Here is a 19,877-nt window from a genome sequence, read left to right as displayed (position 1 = left end):
AACGAGGATGACGCAGACACCGATCCGCCTCACCGTGAACGGGGCGATCCACGAGGTCGCCGCAGCGCCGGAGACGCCGCTGCTCTACGTGCTGCGCAACGACCTCGCGCTCAATGGCCCGAAATATGGTTGCGGCGTCGGCGAATGCGGCACCTGCACTGTCCTGATCGACGGGGCCCCGGCCCGCTCCTGCGTGATCCCCATCAGTGGCTGCGTCGGCCGCGACATCGTGACGCTCGAAGGGCTCGGCACGCGCGACAAGCCTGACGTGGTTCAGCAGGCCTTCATCGACGAGCAGGCCGCGCAATGCGGCTATTGCCTCAACGGCATGATCATGACCACGAAGGCGCTGCTCGCGATCAACCCGCGGCCGACCGAGCAGGAAGCGCTCGCGGCGCTGCGCTACAATCTCTGCCGCTGCGGCGCCCATGTCGAAATCCTGCGCGCCGTGATGCGCGCTTCAGGCCAGCTCACCGAGGCCGTTGACTGATGGCCTCCCCTGCCCCTGATGGAGCTGAGCGCCAATCCGGCTCGCTCGTGGTCGTCCGCACCGTGGACGAGCTCACCTCCGAGACCTTCATCCGCATCACCGCGGATGGATCGGTCAGCGCCTATAACGGCCATGTCGATCTCGGCACCGGCATCCGCACCGCGCTCGGCCAGATCGTCGCCGAGGAGCTAGACGTCTCCTTTGCGCGCGTCGTCGTGGTGCTCGGCGACACTGCGGTGGTGCCGAACCAGGGCGCGACGATCGCGAGCGAGACCATCCAGATCACAGCCGTGCCGCTGCGCAAGGCCGCGGCGCAAGCGCGGCATTTTTTGATCGCGCGCGCGGCCGAGCGACTGGAGCTGCCTGCGGCGGAGCTCGGAATCGAGGATGGCCTCGTGCGCGGCCGCGACAATCGCAGCGTCAGCTATGGCGAATTGATCGGCAGTGAGACGATCCGCCTCGAGTTGGCCGATGACGTCACCGTCAAGGCGGTCGGCGACTATGCCATCGTCGGCCAGTCGATGCCGCGCGTCGACCTGCCCGCCAAGGCCACGGGCGAATTGACCTTCGTCCACGATATCCGCGTCCCCGACATGCTGCACGGCCGCGTGGTGCGGCCGCCCTATGCCGGCGTCGATGCCGGTGCGTTCGTCGGCACCAGCCTTATCGCGGTCGATGAATCCTCGGTGCGTGAAATTCCCGGGCTTGTCGCCGTGGTTCGCATCGGCGACTTCGTCGGTGTCGTCGCCGAGCGTGAGGAAAATGCGATCCGCGCGGCCGAGCAGCTCGAGGTGAGCTGGAAGCCGACGCCGGCGTTGACCGATCTTTCCGACGTCGAGACGGCGCTGCGCGCCAATCCCTCGACGCCGCGCACGCTGATCGACAAGGGCGACGTCGACGCGGCGATATCGAACGCGGCCAAGCCGATGCAGCGCACTTACGTGTGGCCGTATCAGATGCATGCCTCGATCGGCCCATCCTGTGCGGTTGCCGATTTTAGCGACGGCAATATCCGGGTCTGGTCGGGCACGCAAAATCCGCATGTGCTGCGCAGCGACCTCGCGCTGCTGATCGAGCGACCCGAGAGCGAGATCGAGGTGATCCGGCTGGAGGCCGCCGGCTGCTACGGCCGCAATTGCGCTGACGATGTCACCGCCGACGCCTTGCTGCTGTCGCGCGCGGTCGGGCGGCCCGTGCGCGTGCAGCTCACACGCGAGCAGGAGCACGCCTGGGAGCCCAAGGGAACCGCGCAGCTCATCGATGTCAATGGCGGGCTCGATGCCGACGGCGGCATCGCCGGTTACGATCTCGCCACGCGCTATCCTTCGAACGCCGCGCCGACGCTGGCGCTGCTGCTCACCGGGCGCATTCCATCCGAGCCCACCGTGCTCCAGATGGGCGACCGCACCGCGATTCCGCCCTACGATTACGACCACATGCGTGTCGTCGCCCACGACATGCCGCCGATCGTGCGCGCCTCCTGGTTCCGGGGCGTCTCCGCGCTGCCGAACACGTTTGCGCACGAATCCTATATCGACGAAGCCGCGACCGAGGCCGAAGTCGATCCGATCGAATACCGCCTGCGCTATCTGAAGGACCAGCGCGCCGTCGATCTCGTCAACGCGGTGGCCGAGCGCGCGGGCTGGACGCCCCGGCCGGTGCGCGAAGAGAAAGACGGCGAAGTCGTGCACGGGCGCGGTTTCGCCTATGCGCTCTACGTCCACAGCAAGTTTCCCGGCTATGGCGCGGCGTGGTCGGCCTGGGTCGCCGACGTCGCGGTGAACAAGACGACCGGCGATGTCAGCGTGACGCGGGTCGTCGCCGGACAGGATTCCGGGTTGATGATCAATCCGGACGGCGTCCGCCACCAGATCCACGGCAACGTCATCCAGTCCACCAGCCGCGCGCTGATGGAGGAGATCTCGTTCGAGCGCGGCGCGGTGGCCGCGCGGGAATGGGGCGCCTATCCGATCATCCCCTTCCCCGACGTGCCCAAGATCGACGTGCTGATGCTACCGCGGGCGGATCAGCCGCCGCTCGGTGTCGGCGAATCCGCCTCGGTGCCGAGCGCCGCGGCGATCGCGAACGCGATTTTCGATGCCACCGGTGTGCGCTTTCGCGAGCCGCCATTTACGCCCGAACGCATCCTGAGGGGACTGCACGGCGCTGCACCGGCGACGCCGCAGGCCCTGCCCGCGCCCGTTCCGCCGCAGCCGTCGCGCATCTGGGAGAATCCCTTCGCCAAACGCGCCGGCATTGTCGCGACGATTGCGGCGGTTTGCACCGCCGCGATCGGCATCGGCGCAGCGCTGCTGCCGGGACGCGCGATCGCGCCGATCGCGCGACCGGATATATCGGTCTATTCCGCCGCGACAATTGCGCGCGGAGAGCAACTCGCAGCGCTCGGCAATTGCGCTGAGTGCCACACCACGATCAATGGCGCGCTCTACGCCGGCGGCCGCGCATTGGAGACACCGTTCGGCACGATCTACGCGACCAACATCACGCCTGATGTCGAGACTGGAATCGGCGCCTGGTCCTACCCAGCCTTCGAGCGCGCGATGCGCGACGGGCTGCACCGCGACGGACGGCAACTCTATCCCGCCTTCCCGTACACGCATTTTTCGAAGACCAGTGATGCCGACATGCAGGCGCTCTACGCCCACCTGATGGCGCAGCCTGCAGTGCGCGCGACGGCGCCGGCGAACACGCTCGCCTTCCCGTTCAACCTGCGCCCGCTGCTCGCGGGTTGGAATGCGCTCTTCCACCAGACAAAGGAATTCAAGCCCGATCCCACCAAGTCCGAGGCCTGGAATCGCGGCGCTTATCTCGTCGAGGGCCTCGGCCATTGCAGCGGCTGCCATTCGCCGCGCAATGCGTTGGGCGCCGAGCAGCGCAACGCCTACCTCGCCGGCGGCTTTGCCGAGGGCTGGGAGGCGCCGCCGCTGACCTCGCTCTCGCATGCGCCGATCCCATGGAGCGAGGACGAACTGTTCGCCTATTTGCGCACCGGCCATTCGCGCTATCACGGCGTCGCCGCCGGCCCGATGGCACCTGTTGTCCGGGACCTCAAGGCCCTGCCGGACCAGGACATCCGCGCGATGGCGGTCTATCTCAATTCGTTCAACGACGCCGCCGCCGATGCGCCTGCGCTTGCCGCAAAGCTCGAGAGCGCAACGCAGGTCACGTCCGGCTCTTCCACTGGCGCGCGACTCTACCAAGGCGCCTGCGCCGTCTGCCACGAGGTCGGCGGCCTGCCGCTGTTCGGCTCCCGGCCTTCCCTCGCGCTCAACAGCAATCTGCATAGCGCAACGTCGGACAATCTCGTGCAGGTCATCCTGCACGGCATCGCCGAACCCGTGTCGAGCGACCTCGGCTACATGCCCGCGTTCAGAAACAGCATGAGCGACGCGCAGATCGAGGAACTTGTCACCTTCCTGCGCGGCCAATTTGCGCCCGACAAGCCAGCATGGCCCGGCGTCCGCGAGACGATCGCGCGCGCACGGGCGTCAGCGCACTGAGGCAGTACAAAGAAAGGCTTGGCTGGAAGCTCACCTGTGGCCATCCTTCGAGACGCCCGCCTGCGGCGAGCCCTCAGGATGAGGACAGGGTGCGTGGCGCCAGTTCGATAGGCAAAGCTGCCTCAGACTAGCCTCATCCTGAGAAGACCGCGAAGCGGTCGTCTCGAAGGACGAGGCGCTTGCTCGGACCCCGCCAGCTCACCTGCTTTAAGTCACCCGTGCTTCTTCATCTCCACCGGCGGCGTGCCGTGGGTGTGGAAGGACTCGATCGTCTTCAGCCCCCACGCCTGCCCCTTCTTGCGCTCCTCCTCGGTCCACACGATCGGCTTCCAGTCCGGCGCGAGGATCAGGCGGGCGCCGGCATTGGCGACCTCGACGCGGTTGCCGCCGGGCTCGTAGACATAGAGAAAGAAGGTCTGCTGAATCGCGTGCTTGTGCGGGCCGGTCTCGATGTGGATGCCATTCTCCAGGAAGATGTCGGCAGCGCGGAGAATCTCCTCGCGGCTGTCGAGCGCGTAGGTGACGTGGTGAAAGCGGCCGGGCGTGCCGGAATGGTCGAGCGAATAGGCGAAGTCGTAGCTCTTGTTCGACATCGTCAGCCACATCGCGGCTTCACGGCCGTCGTTGAGGACGATCTGCTCGGTGAGGCGGCAGCCGAGGTAATTCTCGAAGAACTCGCGGTTCGCTTTGATGTCGACGGCGAGGCAGTTGAGGTGATCGAGACGGCGGACATTGACCCCGCGCGCAGGAAAGCGCTGCGCCTGGTTCTTCAGCCCGGGTTTCAGCTCCGGCGGCGCCTGATACCATTCGGTCTCGTAATAGAGCTCGACGATGTGGCCGTCGGGATCGCGGCAGCGGAAGGTCGGCCCCTGTCCCATGTCGCCGTCGATCCAGCCGATGTCGAAGCCGGAGCCCTTCAGCGCGGCGACCCGGCGCTCCAGCGCCTGCTGGCTGCGCGCGCGCAGTGCCATGTGCTCCATGCCCGAGGTCTTGGACGCCGTCAGCTTGAGCGAATAGCGCTCGTAATCGTCCCAGCCGCGCAGGTAAACGGAGTCACCCTTCTGCCCGCTGACGGTCATGCCCATGACGTCGACGAAGAATTTCAGGCTCTCGTCGGGCTTGGGCGTTAGCAGTTCCATATGACCGAGATGAGCGAGATCGAGGATCGGTTCGGGCTGCATGGTCTCCTCCACGGCATTGGCTGCGATCCGCCTGACCGGATCTCGCATCCGGATGCAGAGCTGATAGTTGGCTCATGCGTCCGGGCGGCACTGAAGGCCGCGGGTTCATTTGTACTAATGTACAAATGATTAGGTCCCGTCAACAAATCAACGTGTGCAGTTCGGTGCAACCCGGTGCGCACCGCCGTGACCAGCCGTCCTCCAAACAGCCGAGGGAGTGCCCGGATGGTAAAATTTTCCTTAATTGAATTTATGCTCAAAGGCCTGGAAAAGCAGCATTTTTCAGCCGATTCCGGCGCCGAGTATGCATTCGGAACAAACCTATCGACCGAATTGTCGCAGATTTAAGAAAACGCCTGCACCTGCTGCTTAACCGTTTGTCCAGCCCCGGCTCGCATAGTCAGGGTTAAATTCCTCGCTCATGCCAGGTTCATTCATCGTGACATCCTTTGGACGCGTGATTTCGGTCCGCGGATCGCTCGCCCGGGTCGGGCTGCTGGCGGAAAGCCAGATGCCGATCTCGGAAGTTCGGGCAACCGTCGGCCGCTTCGTCAGTATTCGCAGCTCCAGTTCGGTCATCGTCGCGATGATCACCGAGGTGTCCTGCGAGAACCTGTCGAGCAGCGACAATTATATCGCTGTTGCCTCGGTCGACCTGCTCGGCGAGATCCTCAACGCCAGCGACAAGCCGAAATTCCAGCGCGGCGTCACCAACTATCCGACCATCGGCGATGCCGTCGATCTGATTACCAGCCAGGAGTTGCGCACGATCTACGCGCCGACCGGCTCGGACCAGATCAATGTCGGCTTCCTCCAGCAGGACCGCTCCGTCGTCGCCTATGTCGATGTCGAGGAAATGCTGTCCAAGCATTTTGCGGTGCTGGGGTCGACCGGCGTCGGTAAATCCACCGGCGTGTCACTGCTGCTCAACGAGATCCTGAAGGCGCGTCCCAACCTGCGCATCTTCCTGCTCGACGTGCACAACGAATATGGCCGCTGCTTCGGCGACCGCGCGCTGGTGCTCAACCCGCGAAACCTGAAGCTGCCGTTCTGGCTGTTCAATTTCGAGGAAATCGTCGACGTGCTGTTCGGCGGCCGCGCCGGCGTGCCCGAGGAGCTCGACATCCTGGCCGAGGTGATCCCGCTCGCCAAGGGCGTCTACACCCAATACCAGAACGCCGACCGCATCGGCCTCAAGCGCATCGATCCCAAGCAGATCGGCTACACCGTCGACACCCCCGTGCCGTACCGCCTCGTGGACCTGTTGTCGCTGATCGACGAGCGGATGGGCAAGCTCGAGAATCGCTCCTCGCGCATCATCTATCACAAGCTGATCTCGCGCATCGAGGCCGTGCGCAACGATCCGCGCTACACCTTCATGTTCGACAACGCCAATGTCGGCGGCGACACCATGGCCGAAGTCATCAGCCTGCTGTTCCGTCTCCCCGCCAACGGCAAGCCGATGACGGTGATGCAACTCGCCGGCTTCCCGGCCGAGGTGATCGATTCCGTCGTCTCGGTGCTCTGCCGCATGGCCTTCGATTTCGGCCTGTGGAGCGACGGTGTCTCGCCACTGCTGTTCGTCTGCGAGGAAGCGCATCGCTACGCCTCCGCGGACCGCAACGTCGGATTCGGGCCGACCCGCAAGGCGGTGTCACGCATCGCCAAGGAAGGCCGCAAATACGGCGTCTATCTCGGTCTCATCACTCAGCGTCCGGCCGAGCTCGATGCCACCATCATCTCCCAGTGCAACACGCTGTTCACGATGCGGCTTGCCAACGAGCGCGACCAGGCGCTGCTGCGCGCCGCAGTGTCGGACGCCGCCGCGAACCTGCTCTCCTTCGTGCCCTCGCTGGGCACGCGTGAAGTGCTGGCCTTCGGCGAAGGCGTCGCGCTGCCGACCCGGCTGCGCTTCAAGGAGGTGCCCCCGCACCAATTGCCGCGCGGCGAGGCCACCATCAGCAGCGTGCCATCGGTCACCTCCGGCCACGACATGCATTTCGTCAGCGCCGTGCTCGAACGCTGGCGCGGGGCCACCTCGCAGCGCGACGTGCCGAACGATCCGGTGTTTTCGGCTCCGCCCGCCAAGACGCTCTCCAACGTCGAGGCCCCGATGCTGCAGCCCTCGATGGGGCTCGATCCGGACCGCTTCTCGCTTTTGAAGAAACCGCTGCGGTAGCCACTCGCGTTTCCCGGACGCGCTGCAGCGTGCAACGCTGCCGCGCAGAGCCGGGACCCACGCCACATAGACTGCACTCCCGGAAATATGGGCCCCGGCTCTGCAACGCACCGCTGAAGCAGTGCTGCGCTGCGTCCGGCGCACCAGCCTCGCGACACCTCTGGAGCCTCTCGTCCGCATCGACTATGGTCTCCGGCCCCAAGCCGGAATCCATGCCATGACAAAGCCCGCGCAACGCTTCCCCGCCCCCGCCCTCGATACGCTACCCGATGACATCCGCACGCGCCTTCTCGCTGTGCAGGAGAAGAGCGGGTTTGTGCCGAACGTATTCCTGACGCTGGCCTACCGTCCCGACGAGTTCCGCGCCTTCTTCGCCTATCACGACGCGCTGATGGAGAAGGACAGCGGCCTCAGCAAGGCCGAGCGCGAGATGATCGTGGTCGCGACCTCGGCCGCCAACCAGTGCCAGTATTGCGTGATCGCCCACGGCGCGATCCTGCGTATCCGCGCCAAGAACCCGCTCATTGCCGACCAGGTCGCGGTGAACTACCGCAAGGCCGACATCACGCCGCGGCAGAAGGCGATGCTCGATTTCGCGATGAAGGTCTCTGCCGACGCGCAGCGGATTTCCGAGGACGATTTCGCCGCACTCGCGCCGCACGGCTTCAGCGACGACGACATCTGGGACATCGCCGCGATCTCTGCCTTCTTCGCGCTGTCGAATCGGCTGGCGAATTTCACGGGCATGCGCCCGAACGACGAATTCTACCTGATGGGACGCGTGCCGAAGACGTGACGGACAAGACATGACCGGGATGGACTGGCCCGAAATCCTGCTGCGCCTCGGCACCGCGACATTCGCCGGCAGCGCGATCGGCCTCAACCGCGACCTGCACGGCAAGCCGATCGGACTGAAGACGCTCGGCATCGTCGGGCTCTCCACCGCAACCGTCGTGCTGCTCGCGGTGCAATTCGCCGAGCCCGGCAAGATCACCGATGCGGCGAGCCGCGTGATCCAGGGCATCCTGACCGGCATCGGCTTCCTCGGAGCCGGCGTCATCGTCCACGAGAGCGATCGTTTTCGCGTGCGCGGCCTCACCAGCGCGGCCTGCACCTTCCTCGCCGCCTGTCTCGGCATTGCCTGCGGCGCCGGAGAATGGAAGATCGTGCTGGTCGCGCTGGCCTTCACGTTCGTGCTGCTTACGATCGGCCGCCGCGTCGAACGCTGGCTGCATCGCGCCTTCGGCGGCAAGGAAGATCCGCACCATGCGGAGGCTGCGCCGAAGACCGGCTCCCGGGACGGCGTCTAGAATCGCAATCGCCGTCCCCATATCGGCTTCAGCAGTTCGAGCACCGTGAGCACCAGCAATCCCGCGCCGAGCGTGACCATCAGATCGTCCATGTGCAGGGGACCGAACCGGAACAGACTGGACGCAGGCGGCCAGAACAGGGCCGCGGCGAGAATGGACGCGATCGACAGGAATATCCAGAGCAATGCCGGATTCGGACGGAAGAAGGCAGACAGGAAGGACGCGCTGAAGGACCGGTTGACCAGCACCAGCGCGACGATGCAGACGACGAGCGCGATGAAGGCCAGCGTGCGCGCCTCTTCGGGCGGAACACCCCAACGAAGCGCGACGACGAAGATCGCGGCGATCGACACAAATGCAACAACGCCCTGCAAGACGCTCCAGCCGACCAAGGCCCACGAGAACAGCTCAGCATCGGCACGCCGCGGCGGGCGGCTCATGACATCGCGCTCCTCCCGCTCGGCTTCAAACACGAGCGAGCACACGGGGTCGATGATCAGCTCCAGAAACGCGATGTGAACGGGGCCGAGAACCAGAGGCAGTCCGAAAACCAGGGGCAGCAGGGCAAGCCCCGCGATCGGAACGTGGACGGCGAAGATGAAGGCCATGGCCTTGCGCAGATTGTCGTAGATCCGGCGTCCCAGGCGGACGGATGCAACGATGGAGCCGAAATCGTCGTCGAGCAGGACGATCGAGGAGGCTTCGCGGGCAACATCGGTGCCGCGGCCGCCCATCGCGATCCCGATATGGGCCGCCTTCAGGGACGGCGCATCGTTGACGCCGTCGCCGGTCATCGCGACGATCTCGCCGTTGCGCTTCATGGCCTGCACGATCCGCAGCTTCTGCTCCGGCAGCACCCGCGCGAACACGTTCACGTTCCTGACGAGCGCCTCCAGCCCGCCCTCGTCCGCGAGCTTGATCTGCTCACCGGTCGCGACCTCGTTGACGTCGAGCCCGGCCTGCCCGGCGATCGCTAGGGCGGTCGCCGGATAATCACCCGTGATCATGACGACGCGGATGCCGGCCGAACGGCATTCCGCGACCGCCTCGGGGACGTGCGGACGAAGCGGATCGGCCAACCCGACGAGACCGAGAAAGCGAAACGAAAAGCCTTCCTGCGAGTTCGGCAGGGCCTCGCCGTCGCAGGTCGCGGCGGCGACGCCCAGCACGCGAAGACCATCCTTCGCCATCACCGCGACCGCATCCCGCATCGCGTCCTGATCCGCGCCATCCAGCTTGCAGAGGCGCGCGATCGCTTCGGGAGCGCCTTTGGCCGAGGCGAACACTGCCTGGGACGATTGCCAAACCTGGGTCATCGCCAGCAGTTCGGGGCGCAGGCCGTAGCTGCGGATCAAGGTCCGAGCTCCCGGGATTTCATCATCCTCCGGCAGGCTCGCCTGCGTGAACGCGTGCAGGGCCTTCTCCATCGGATCGAACGGTTCGGCCGAACTGGCCAGAGCACTGCAACGCGCCAGCTCGAAAAATTCTGCTCCCACAGGCGCCGCCTGCGACGACGCCAGGCGCACGCTCGCCCCGTCGGGCAGCCTCAGTTCCGCGACCGACATCCGGTTCTGCGTCAGCGTGCCGGTCTTGTCGGTGCACAGCACGGTTGCGGAGCCCAGCACCTCGATCGCGGCCGCGCGCCGCGTCAGCACCCGCGCCTTCGAAATTCGCCAGGCGCCCATGGCCATGAACACCGTGAGGACGACGGCAAACTCCTCAGGTAGCATGGACATGCCGATCGCGATGCCTCCGAGCAGCGCCTGCAGCCAATCCCCGCGCAACGTTCCGTAGAGCAGGACGGCGGCGAGGCTGATCGCCGCGCCCCCGAGAAAGCAAAGCCGCACGAGCCGTGCGGTCTGCTGCTGCAGCCGCGGCGGCTCCTGTTGCAGGCCATGCAGCGACAGCCCTATCTTTCCGATCTCGCTGCGAGGGCCGGTGGCCTCGACCTCGGCAAGGCCCTCGCCTCGCACGACCAGCGAGCCCGAATACACGAACGGCAGGTCATCGCCCCCCGGGCGATGTTCAGCCAAGGCGGCTTTTTCAGTCGAGGACGCTTTGGCGACGGGCGTCTTGATGGCCTGCTTGCGAACCGGGACCGATTCTCCGGTCAGCAGGGACTCGTCGACCGCCAGATCACGCGCGCTGACGAGGACTGCATCTGCCGGGATCCGATCGCCTTCGGCCAGCATGAGGAGATCGCCGCGGACGACGTCCCGGCCCGCGATGCGCCGGCGCTCGCCGTCCCTGACCACGAGCGCTCGCGGACTGGTCAGCTCCCGCAACGCCTCCAGCACGCGCTCGGTGCGGGTTTCCTGCACGATCGTGATCACGACGGAGATGGCGCCGAATGCCACGAGCAGCAAGGCCTCGCGGAGGTCGCCGAGCAGCAGGTAGACCAGCCCGCCGCACAAAAGGAGCGCGAGCATCGGCTCGCGCAGCACATCGAGAACGATGCGCAGCGGCGTGCGCCGTTCGGGCCGCGGCAGTTCGTTGTAACCGTCCTGTTGCAGCCGCAGCCGGGCCTCGGTTTCGCTAAGCCCGGCCGGACTGCCGCGTTCTGCGTTGCTCACGTCTTCGGCCGCATGCTCCAGAGACTTCCAGCGCCCACGACGGCTGTCACGAGCAAGACGGCGACGAAGGTCTGGATGATGGTGAAGTTCAGGGCGTCACGCGCGACGAACAACGCGGTGAGCGCGCCGGCGACGATGAAGACGATGCGAAAGATGAGGCTCATGGTCGTGTCTCCGGCCAGCATGACCTGGAACCGACCTCGCCCTCGCCATCGGGGCGCAACGCTGCTTCGGCAATCATGCAGGCAAACTTTACCCGACCGCAGCGACGCAGATTTGCGGCAGGTCAAGCCTGATCCGGCCACCGCCGCATCTGGCCGGTCGACGGGTGCGACGTGATGTCCACACCGGATCGATCGGCCCCTGCATCGCTCGTGGCGGCAGAGCGCTACGCCGCTAGCGCTTCGCCATCAACTCGAGCGCCGGAGCAAAGCGCTCCGCGAACGTCAACGACTTGGCGTGATGAACCGCGGCAAACGATGCCGAAATTCCTGCCGAAGCGATCGCGAGCAAGAAAATTACGAAAACCAGACGGCGCATTGTTCGCCTCCTGTGTGAGCTCGACTACCCCATAGAAATGGGACGGCTCTGTTTCAGGACGGTGTCATGGGCGCGGAAATTGATTTCACTCAAGCGACTGTGATGGGATTCGGCTTATCAGGGCACAAGCCATCACCAACTAACGATCATCGGCGTGTTTTGCGGCGGAATGCAAGCGGCGATCGGAATGTTACAGCCGCGTCTGCAATCCCAGGCAATGCGACGACGCGGGGCATCCGCTGGAATGTGGAGTCATCGAGGACTATCCAAATGAAGATCGTGATCCAGAAGCTCAATGGCCTGTGGCACCTCATCGTCGGGTCGCACCGGATCCGAACGCCCTTCCTGGACACCCAGGACCGCGCGCTGGTGGTCACCTACGCTCGCCGCGCCTATCCCGGCGCCAGGATCTTCCAGCGCGACTGATGGCATCACGGCTCGCGATTCCCGCCGTCCTAATCGTCGTCCTCCGGACCGCACCAGCCGGGCAGGTAGATCGCGTCCTTGCTCTTGGCTGCGGATATCGCCTTCTCGAGTGCCCTGTCGAAATCGGCCTCCACGACCTTGCGCGAGACCTTTCGGCGCAGGAAGTCGGCCCACAGGAATTCGGAGAACGGCGTGGTGTCCTTGGCGAAGCCGCCCAGGCGGCGCAATTCGCCGGCAAGGCTGCGGAACGGATCGTCCTTGAGATCGGCGACCGATTTCGGCAGCTCGCGGAACCGTCGCCGTTCGCCCTTGGCGTCGTAAGGATAGACCCAACGCTTGTTGTCCATCACGCCCCAGAACGCCTCGCGCTCGACCATGCGGAGGTCGCCAACGATGGTCACCAGCACCTCCTTGACGCCTTCGTCGTGCAGCGCGCGGCCGAGATGATGATGGTCGATCACATAGTACCGCGCATCGGGGCCGTAGACGACGGGGATCATGTGCTTGCCGAGCAGATCGGCCTGCTTCTTCCTGTCGTGCTCGCGCCAGCGCTTGCGCTTCTCCTTGACCTCGCGCATGCCGACCGTCATCTGCGTCGGCCGGAGCGACAGGATCGGGACCGGATGCACTCTCGGCTCGCGCGCGTTGGTCGTGGTCATGGTCGAAGGCCTTTCGGACGGATGCACCTGACGGTTCAGGTTCCCGACTATGACATGGGCCATGCGGCGGCAAAACGTGTTCGCGAGGACACCGAGATCACAAGCCGATGTAGGCGGTGCAACCTTGGTTGTTGTTGCAACGCAACCCTCGTGCCCCGGTATCGGCATAAGGGGCGGTTCCGCAATCGCTCCACACCGGTCCATGCGCAAATAGTGCAAGCGCACGAATGCACGCGGGTATTGAGAAGATTTCCTGCGACGTGTTCATCACGTATGCTATCTGAAATCGTTGCTTTGGAGTGATCCCCGCCCCATGACGACCCAGCGGCCCATAAGCTCTGACGACGAGCACCGGGTGCTCCAGTTCAGGCCGCGCACCTCGCCTTCCCCCGCGGCCCACCGCGGTAGCGGTACCGTGCAGCCGTTGCGTGTCGCGCCCGAACCGCTCGACCTGTCGCGCTATGAGCAACCCCGCGCCGAGCCGGACGATTTCCGCCATCGCATGCTCGCCAACATCGCGGCGCTGGCCTTTACCATCGCGCTGACTGCAATCGGAATTTGGCTCGCGGTCAGCATCGCCGACCTGCGCCGGACCCAGGATTGCGTGCTGATGGGCCGTCGCGACTGCGCCAAGATCACGACGCCGCATATCTAGGCCCGCCTGACCGCCGGCCCCGGCGGTAAGGGACACCCAGCGGGGCATCCCCAGCCCTGTCTCGCCGCCTGCCCGGCTCCATTGAACTCAGGGCTTCGCTCCGATATACGGGCTTTCGACCCGGCCAGAGGGGGGTTGAGGGCGTCATCAGGGGCGCGATGCCCACCCACCGTGCCACTCTGGACAATCTGATAAATACCCGCAATATATCAAAGGCTTAGTGATGTCTTCCACATTCGATCAGGTCGCCACGATCATCGCTGAAACCTGCGACATCCCGCGCGACACGATCACGCCGGATAGTCATGCCATCGACGATCTCGGCATCGACAGCCTCGATTTCCTGGACATCGCATTTGCGATCGACAAGCAATTCGGCATCAAGCTGCCGCTGGAAAAGTGGACCCAGGAGGTCAACGACGGCAAGGCGACCACCGAGCAGTATTTCGTGCTGAAGAATCTGTGCGCCCGCATCGACGAACTGGTTGCGGCCAAGGGCGCGGGCGCCTAAGGGCGCGGTCATGCAACTCGAATACTTCCACATGATCGATCGCATCGTCGACCTCAAGGTCGACGAGAAGACGATCGTCGTCGAAGCCCAGGTCCCCAAGGAGAGCACCGTCTTCGAGGGGCACTTCCCGGGTTACCCCTTGATGCCCGGCGTGCTGCTGATCGAATCGATGGCGCAAGCCTCGGGCTGGCTCCAGCTCGGCGTATTGAAGTTCGAACGCATGCCGATCCTGGCCGCCGTGAAGGAAGCCAAGGTCCGCGGCTCGGTCTTCCCCGGCGATCTCATGAGCATCGAGGCGAGCCTCGTCCATGAAGGATCGGGCTATGCCATGACCGAAGCCAAGATCAGGGTCGGCGGCAAGCTGCGCGCCAATTCGGCGCTGACCTTCACGCTGATCCCCTTCCCCAATGCGGATATCCGCGGCTACATGGCGAAAGTCGCCGAGCGCGTCGGCTTTCCGCAACAGGCCGTATTGCCATGACTGACACTGCTTCGAAGCCCGGCCAGACCGAAGTCTGGATCACCGGCATTGGACTCGCGACCTCGCTCGGCGAGGGCCTGGACGCCAACTGGGCCGCGCTTTCCGAGAAGCGCATCAACGTCGACGAGAAGCGCTTTGCGCCCTACATCGTGCATCCCTTGATGCCGGTCAGCTTCGACAGCCAGATCCCGAAGAAGGGCGACCAGCGCCAGATGGAAGCCTGGCAGCGCATCGGCACCTACGCCGCCGGGCTTGCGCTCGATTCCGCCGGGATCAAGGGCAACAAGGACATCCTGTCCAAGATCGACATGGTGGTGGCCGCCGGCGGCGGCGAGCGCGATCTCAACGTCGACACCGGCGTCTTGACGGCCGAGGCCAAGGGCGCGAACGCGCCCGGCTTCCTCAACGAGCGCCTGATGAGCGATCTCAGGCCGACGCTGTTCCTGGCGCAGCTCTCCAACCTGCTCGCCGGCAACATCGCCATCGTGCACGGGCTCGGCGGCACCTCGCGCACCTTCATGGGCGAAGAGGTCGCCGGCGCCGATGCCGCCCGCATTGCGCTTGCGCGCATCGCCTCGGGCGAGAGCGACATCGCGCTGGTCGGCGGTTCGCACAATGGCGAGCGCAAGGATCTGCTCGTCCTCTACGAATTCGGCGATTTCAACCTCAAGGACAAATTCGCTCCTGTCTGGGCGCGCAAGGACCACGCCGGCTTCGCGCTGGGATCTGCCGGCGCCTTCCTGGTGCTGGAGTCGAAGGCGCATGCGCAAGCGCGCGGCGCCAAGCCGTTCGCCAGACTGACGAGCGTCGTCGCCGACCTCGCCCGGCGCAAGCAGCCCGGCGACATGGCCGCGACGCTGGAGCAGCTGTGGGCCAAACTGCCCCGGCGCGAAGGCAAGGGCGCGATCATCTCGGGCGCGACCGGCGCAGAGCCCGCGACGAGCGAAGAGCATGGCTTCCTGAAGGGCCATGCCGACTTCCCGGTGCGCTCGACCGGCACGATGTTCGGCCACACCATGGAGACGCAATTCCCGCTCGGCATCGCGCTCGCCGCGCTGTCGATCTCGCGCGGTGCGCTATTCCCGCCGAACGATTCCACCGGCACCGAGATTGAAATGCAGGGAGCGCCCACCCAGATTGTGGTGGTCGGAGCCGGACACTGGCGCGGCGAAGGCATGGCGCTGGTCGAGGCAGTTGGCTAGCTCACCCCGGGGGATCGACATGACTGCACCACGCGACAAACTCGGGCGTCCCGTCGTCGTCGTCACCGGCATGGGCATCATGACCTCGCTCGGTGCCGGCAAGGCCGACAATTGGGCCAAGCTCGTCGCCGGCGAATCCGGCATCCGTACCATCACGCGTTTTCCGGTCGACGGCCTCAAGACCACGATGGCCGGCACGGTGGATTTCGTCAGCGTCGATCCGTTCTCCTCCACCGGCCTGTCCGAACGGATGGCTGAGATCGTGACGGAGGAAGCGCTCGAGCAGGCCGGCATCGGCGCCAAGGCCGATTTCCCGGGCCCCCTCTTCCTCGCGGTTGCGCCGGTCGAAGTCGAATGGCCGCAGCGCCGCGAGCTCGGCCGCGCCGTCGGCGCGCCCGACTTCACCTATGACGATTTGCTGCGCATCTCCGGCGGCGGCAAGTACAGCGCCTATCACCACCGCTTCATGTTCGGCTCGGTGGCCGCGTATCTCGCCGAGACCTTCGGCACCAAGGGCTCGCCGATCTCGCTGTCGACGGCCTGCGCGTCCGGAGCCACCTCCATCCAGCTCGGTGTCGAGGCGATCCGCCGCGGCGAGACCGACGCTGCGCTGTGCGTGGCGACCGACGGCACCGTGAATCCGGAAGCCCTCGTGCGCTTCTCGCTGCTCTCGGCGCTGTCGACCCAGAACGATCCGCCGCAGGCGGCCTCCCGCCCCTTCTCCAAGAACCGCGACGGCTTCGTCATGGCCGAAGGCGCCGGCGCGCTCGTGCTGGAAAGCTACGAAGCCGCCACCGCGCGCGGCGCAAAAATCCTCGGCGTGATCGCCGGCTGCGGCGAGCTCACCGATTCCTTCCATCGCACCCGCTCGTCTCCCGACGGCAAGCCGATCATCGGCTGCATGAACAAGACGCTGGCCGATGCCGGCATGACGCCGGACCAGATCGACCACATCAACGCGCACGGCACCGCGACGCCCGAGAACGACAAGATGGAGTTCAACACGACATCGGCCGTGTTCGGCGAGCTTGCGCAGAAGATTCCGGTGACGTCCAACAAGTCGATGGTCGGCCACACCATCTCGGCCGCCGGCGCCGTGGAAGCGATCTTCTCGCTGCTCACGCTCGAGCATCAGCGCATCCCGCCGACGATCAATTACGAGACGCCGGATCCGACGATCCTATTCAACGTCGTCGGCAACAAGGCGCGCGACGCCCGCGTCACCGCGGTGATGTCGAACTCGTTCGGCTTCGGCGGCCAGAACGCCTCGCTGATCCTGACCCGCGAACCGGCCTGACCGGACGCATGGCGCTGATTCCTGTCAGCACGAAGATTCGCGCGCGGAATGCAGCCAAATCGATCGGCGGAAGCCTGATTGGCGCCGCCACCGTCGGCATGCTGCGCACCACGCGCTATTTCGATCCGGCCAAGACCTCGGACTTTTTCGCGCGCGCCGTGAAGCTGATCGGGCCGCGCCTGCGCGAGCACCGCATCGGCCGCGCCAACCTCACCGCGGCATTTCCGGAGAAGTCGGCCGAAGAGATCGAACAGATCCTGATGGGCGTCTGGGACAATCTCGGCCGCGTCGGCGCCGAATTCGCCCATATGGATCACGTCTGGGACTACGATCGCGACCATCCCGAAAACAGCCGGATCGAACTCCCGGCGCGCAGCATCGAGCTGTTCGACCGGATCCGCGACGACGGCAAGCCGGCGCTGATCTTCGCCACGCATCTCGCCAATTGGGAATTGCCGGCGCTCGCCGCCGTCGCGCATGGACTGGAGACCGCGATCCTCTATCGCCGCCCGAACATCGCCTCGGCCGACCGCATCATCCAGGAGATGCGACAGGTCAACATGGGCACGCTGATCCCGGCGGGGCGTGACGCCCCGCTCCGGCTCGCCCAAGCGCTGAAGGACGGCAAGCACGTCGCCATGCTGATCGACCAGTATCTCACCGGCGGCGTCGAGGTCACCTTCTTCGGCCGCAAGACCCGCGCCAATCCGATGCTGGCGCGTCTCCTGCGCCAGGTCGAATGCCCGATCCACGGCGTGCGCATCATCCGCCTGCCGGGTGGCCGCTTCCGCGGCGAGCTGACCGAAGAGGTCCAGCCGGTGCGCGATGCGGAGGGCAGGATCGACATCCAGGGCACGACCCAGGCGATCACCAGCGTGGTGGAAGGCTGGGTGCGCGAGCATCCCGAGCAGTGGCTGTGGCTGCATCGAAGGTGGCGGTAGGGCGCCTATCCGCCCCTCACCGCTCCGGCAATCCTGCGTCCACCATGCCCTGAACGACGCGATCCGCGGCCGCAAGATATACCGGGCTTGCGTTCTTCGTCGGGGGCGCGACATTGAACCTGGTCGTGCCGGGCTGCAGCTTCAGGCCTTCCCTGATCGCCGCCCTCGCCTCGTCGAACCGTCTCGATCGCTGGTAGGCGACCGCGAGCAGCATGTGCGAGCGCCCCGTCGCCGCCGTGATGGCGATCGAGCGTTGCAGCCACGGCACCGCCTCTTCGCCCTGCCCCTTTAGGAGGGTCGCCCAGCCCGCGCCAAGCAGCCAGGTCCAGCGCGAGGTCGGCGGCGTGTCGTAACGGTCGGCTTGCCGAAATGTAGCAAGCGCGTCGTCGAAGCGACCAAGAAAGATTTGCCCGAGTCCGACCAGATAAAGCGCAGACCCGTCCCAGGGGTCGAAGCTCAATATCTTGGCGCACGTGACGAGACTTTCCACGAAATGATTGGTGGCGCTCTGGAAGCGGCAATAGGCCTCGAGCACCGGAATCGAATTGGGCTTCGACCGCAATGCCTGCTCGAGCGTCGCGCTTGCCTTGGCCTCGACCGCAAACGCTTCATCCGAGCTGAACCAGCGCATCTGGATGCCGCGCATCTGGAGCGAGGCGAGCGCAACCGCGATGTCGAGATTGTCGGGGTCGTCAGCGAGCGCCTTCTGCAGCATGGTTTGTGCTGCGCTAAAACGCTCGCGCGTGGTCTGGTTGATCGAGGCGAGCGCCTGCTCGACGGCCACCTTGTCACCGCCCGCCGACGATTTGCGAGCCCGGGACGGCGCCGCACTCGGCTCCAGAATCTCGTTGAGGCGGCGCGCGAGCACATGACCCGCGCCGGCGACGAGCCGGGACTGCGCAAGCTGCGCGTCCGCCTCGTCCGCGCTGACCGACGCCGCGACGACCGACTGAACCTCACCGGTACCAGCCTTGATGACGCGCGCCCGCAACGTCCAGGATTGATCGCTATGCTGCAACTCGCCACGCAGTTCGTAATCGGATGATGCGACGGACGCAGCGGTGCTGTCGCCGCCAGTGGCCGCCAATCGTGGCGCAACCACGCTGATGTTCTGGATCTTGGCAAAACCATCCGTCAGTCGAGCGGTGACCTCGGCGGCCATCACCGCGCCGCGCGGGTCGTTGCTGTCGTCAACGATGGGCATCACGACGAGCCGCGGCGGCGTTCGCTTGAACAGAAGGTCCGGCTTCAGCACCGGCGCGGCAACCGCAAGCCCCACGACGATAACACAGAGAGCCGCAACCGCGGCGACCATGGCCTGCCGGCTCAAACCAAAGACGGCGCGCTGTGGTCTCACGGGCGCGGCGACGACCTCGGCCGGCGGCCGGCGCTCAACCTCCCCCGTTGGATCCGAGCGGAGCCCCTCGGCCTGTGCCGTGACATCTGGCGCAGCCACAACCTCCGTCGCCAGCAGATAGCCGCCGCCGGAGGCGAGCTTGATCAGCTGCCGCCGCTCGTCGCCGAGCGCGGTACGAAGCTCGCGGATGCATTGAAACAGGCTGTCCTCGCCGACATGGACGTTCGGCCAGACCGCCTCCATCAGCTCCTGCTTGCTCAGCACCCGGCCGCCGCTGGCGGCGAACAGCCGAAGCATATCGAACGTCTTGGGCCGAAGCTTGATCGGCATGCCATCGGCCCCGCGCAGCTCAGCGCGCTGCAGGTCCAGCTCGAAGCCGGCGAAACGAAGCAACTTATCCCCCAAAGCGTCTCTCAAGGCGGCTCATATAGTCGAAGTCTACCGGAAATGCCCAAAAATCGGGCCTGAAACGGAAATATCAGAAACTTTCAGAAAGTAGCTACGCCCTTATCAGGACACCCCTCCGCCCCGATGCGAAGAATCCAGTCGAGGAC

General features: G+C 65.4%; 17 protein-coding genes. 12 read left to right on the top strand and 5 right to left on the bottom strand.

What is annotated here, in order from left to right; all coding sequences use genetic code 11:
- The first annotated feature begins 7 nt into the window (after window positions 1-7).
- Both IVB24_RS18635 and IVB24_RS18630 read left to right on the top strand, forming a co-directional pair.
- Window positions 8-490, top strand: coding sequence for a (2Fe-2S)-binding protein (locus IVB24_RS18635; RefSeq protein WP_247768030.1), 483 nt, complete (start codon window positions 8-10; stop codon window positions 488-490).
- Entirely contained in the window at window positions 490-4,011 is a 3,522-nt protein-coding gene (locus tag IVB24_RS18630; RefSeq protein ID WP_247768029.1) for a molybdopterin cofactor-binding domain-containing protein, read from the top strand. Before IVB24_RS18635 ends, IVB24_RS18630 begins: the two co-directional genes overlap by 1 nt.
- 212 nt (window positions 4,012-4,223) lie before the next feature.
- Here the strand turns inward: IVB24_RS18630 and IVB24_RS18625 are convergent, their stop codons facing one another.
- Window positions 4,224-5,192 (bottom strand): catechol 2,3-dioxygenase, encoded by a 969-nt coding sequence (locus IVB24_RS18625; protein ID WP_247768028.1) that lies wholly within the window; start codon window positions 5,190-5,192, stop codon window positions 4,224-4,226.
- Between the two features lie 421 nt (window positions 5,193-5,613).
- On the opposite strand from IVB24_RS18625, the gene IVB24_RS18620 reads away from it, so the two are divergent.
- From IVB24_RS18620 to IVB24_RS18610, 3 genes are all read left to right on the top strand, one after another.
- Window positions 5,614-7,371 carry an ATP-binding protein gene (locus tag IVB24_RS18620; protein ID WP_166469708.1) on the top strand — a complete coding sequence of 586 codons (1,758 nt, stop codon included), beginning with the start codon at window positions 5,614-5,616 and terminating at the stop codon, window positions 7,369-7,371.
- Window positions 7,372-7,588: 217 nt separating this feature from the next.
- Complete coding sequence (locus IVB24_RS18615; protein ID WP_247768027.1) at window positions 7,589-8,167, top strand: peroxidase-related enzyme; 579 nt, start codon at window positions 7,589-7,591, stop codon at window positions 8,165-8,167.
- A 10-nt stretch (window positions 8,168-8,177) separates the two neighbouring features.
- On the top strand, window positions 8,178-8,681 hold the full coding sequence (locus IVB24_RS18610) for an MgtC/SapB family protein (protein ID WP_247768026.1): 504 nt from the start codon (window positions 8,178-8,180) through the stop codon (window positions 8,679-8,681).
- Here the strand turns inward: IVB24_RS18610 and IVB24_RS18605 are convergent.
- Both IVB24_RS18605 and IVB24_RS18600 read right to left on the bottom strand, forming a co-directional pair.
- On the bottom strand, window positions 8,678-11,254 hold the full coding sequence (locus IVB24_RS18605) for a cation-translocating P-type ATPase (protein ID WP_247774042.1): 2,577 nt from the start codon (window positions 11,252-11,254) through the stop codon (window positions 8,678-8,680). The two genes, IVB24_RS18610 and IVB24_RS18605, sit on opposite strands and share 4 nt — an antisense overlap.
- Window positions 11,251-11,418, bottom strand: a complete 168-nt coding sequence (locus tag IVB24_RS18600) for a hypothetical protein (protein ID WP_162848641.1) — start codon at window positions 11,416-11,418, stop codon at window positions 11,251-11,253. The genes IVB24_RS18605 and IVB24_RS18600 overlap by 4 nt, the downstream gene beginning before the upstream one ends.
- A gap of 646 nt (window positions 11,419-12,064) precedes the next feature.
- Here IVB24_RS18600 and IVB24_RS18595 point away from each other — a divergent pair.
- Window positions 12,065-12,220, top strand: a complete 156-nt coding sequence (locus IVB24_RS18595; protein ID WP_166469712.1) for a hypothetical protein — start codon at window positions 12,065-12,067, stop codon at window positions 12,218-12,220.
- A 29-nt stretch (window positions 12,221-12,249) separates the two neighbouring features.
- Here IVB24_RS18595 and IVB24_RS18590 read toward each other — a convergent pair whose 3' ends face one another.
- On the bottom strand, window positions 12,250-12,879 hold the full coding sequence (locus IVB24_RS18590) for a ParB-like protein (protein ID WP_247774041.1): 630 nt from the start codon (window positions 12,877-12,879) through the stop codon (window positions 12,250-12,252).
- 313 nt (window positions 12,880-13,192) lie between these two features.
- Here IVB24_RS18590 and IVB24_RS18585 point away from each other — a divergent pair, with 313 nt between their 5' ends.
- The 6 genes from IVB24_RS18585 to IVB24_RS18560 all read left to right on the top strand — a co-directional run bounded on the left by IVB24_RS18585 (window position 13,193) and on the right by IVB24_RS18560 (window position 17,966).
- On the top strand, window positions 13,193-13,534 hold the full coding sequence (locus IVB24_RS18585) for a hypothetical protein (protein ID WP_094974762.1): 342 nt from the start codon (window positions 13,193-13,195) through the stop codon (window positions 13,532-13,534).
- A 223-nt stretch (window positions 13,535-13,757) separates the two neighbouring features.
- Complete coding sequence (locus IVB24_RS18580; protein ID WP_094974763.1) at window positions 13,758-14,045, top strand: acyl carrier protein; 288 nt, start codon at window positions 13,758-13,760, stop codon at window positions 14,043-14,045.
- Window positions 14,046-14,055: 10 nt separating this feature from the next.
- Window positions 14,056-14,526 (top strand): 3-hydroxyacyl-ACP dehydratase FabZ family protein, encoded by a 471-nt coding sequence (locus IVB24_RS18575; protein ID WP_247774040.1) that lies wholly within the window; start codon window positions 14,056-14,058, stop codon window positions 14,524-14,526.
- A complete protein-coding gene (locus IVB24_RS18570; RefSeq protein ID WP_094974765.1) occupies window positions 14,523-15,728 on the top strand; it encodes a beta-ketoacyl-ACP synthase in 1,206 nt (401 codons plus the stop codon). The genes IVB24_RS18575 and IVB24_RS18570 overlap by 4 nt, the downstream gene beginning before the upstream one ends.
- Before the next feature lie 19 nt (window positions 15,729-15,747).
- Window positions 15,748-17,025, top strand: coding sequence for a beta-ketoacyl-ACP synthase (locus IVB24_RS18565; protein WP_094974766.1), 1,278 nt, complete (start codon window positions 15,748-15,750; stop codon window positions 17,023-17,025).
- An 8-nt stretch (window positions 17,026-17,033) separates the two neighbouring features.
- A complete protein-coding gene (locus IVB24_RS18560) occupies window positions 17,034-17,966 on the top strand; it encodes a lipid A biosynthesis lauroyl acyltransferase (RefSeq protein WP_247774039.1) in 933 nt (310 codons plus the stop codon).
- A gap of 16 nt (window positions 17,967-17,982) precedes the next feature.
- Here IVB24_RS18560 and IVB24_RS18555 read toward each other — a convergent pair whose 3' ends face one another.
- Window positions 17,983-19,716, bottom strand: coding sequence for a winged helix-turn-helix domain-containing protein (locus tag IVB24_RS18555; RefSeq protein WP_247774038.1), 1,734 nt, complete (start codon window positions 19,714-19,716; stop codon window positions 17,983-17,985).
- Window positions 19,717-19,877 lie beyond the last annotated feature (161 nt).

The organism is Bradyrhizobium sp. 192 (genome assembly GCF_023100965.1).
GTDB classification, from domain to species: Bacteria; Pseudomonadota; Alphaproteobacteria; order Rhizobiales; family Xanthobacteraceae; genus Bradyrhizobium; species Bradyrhizobium symbiodeficiens.
This window is presented reverse-complemented; position numbering and strand designations above follow the sequence as displayed.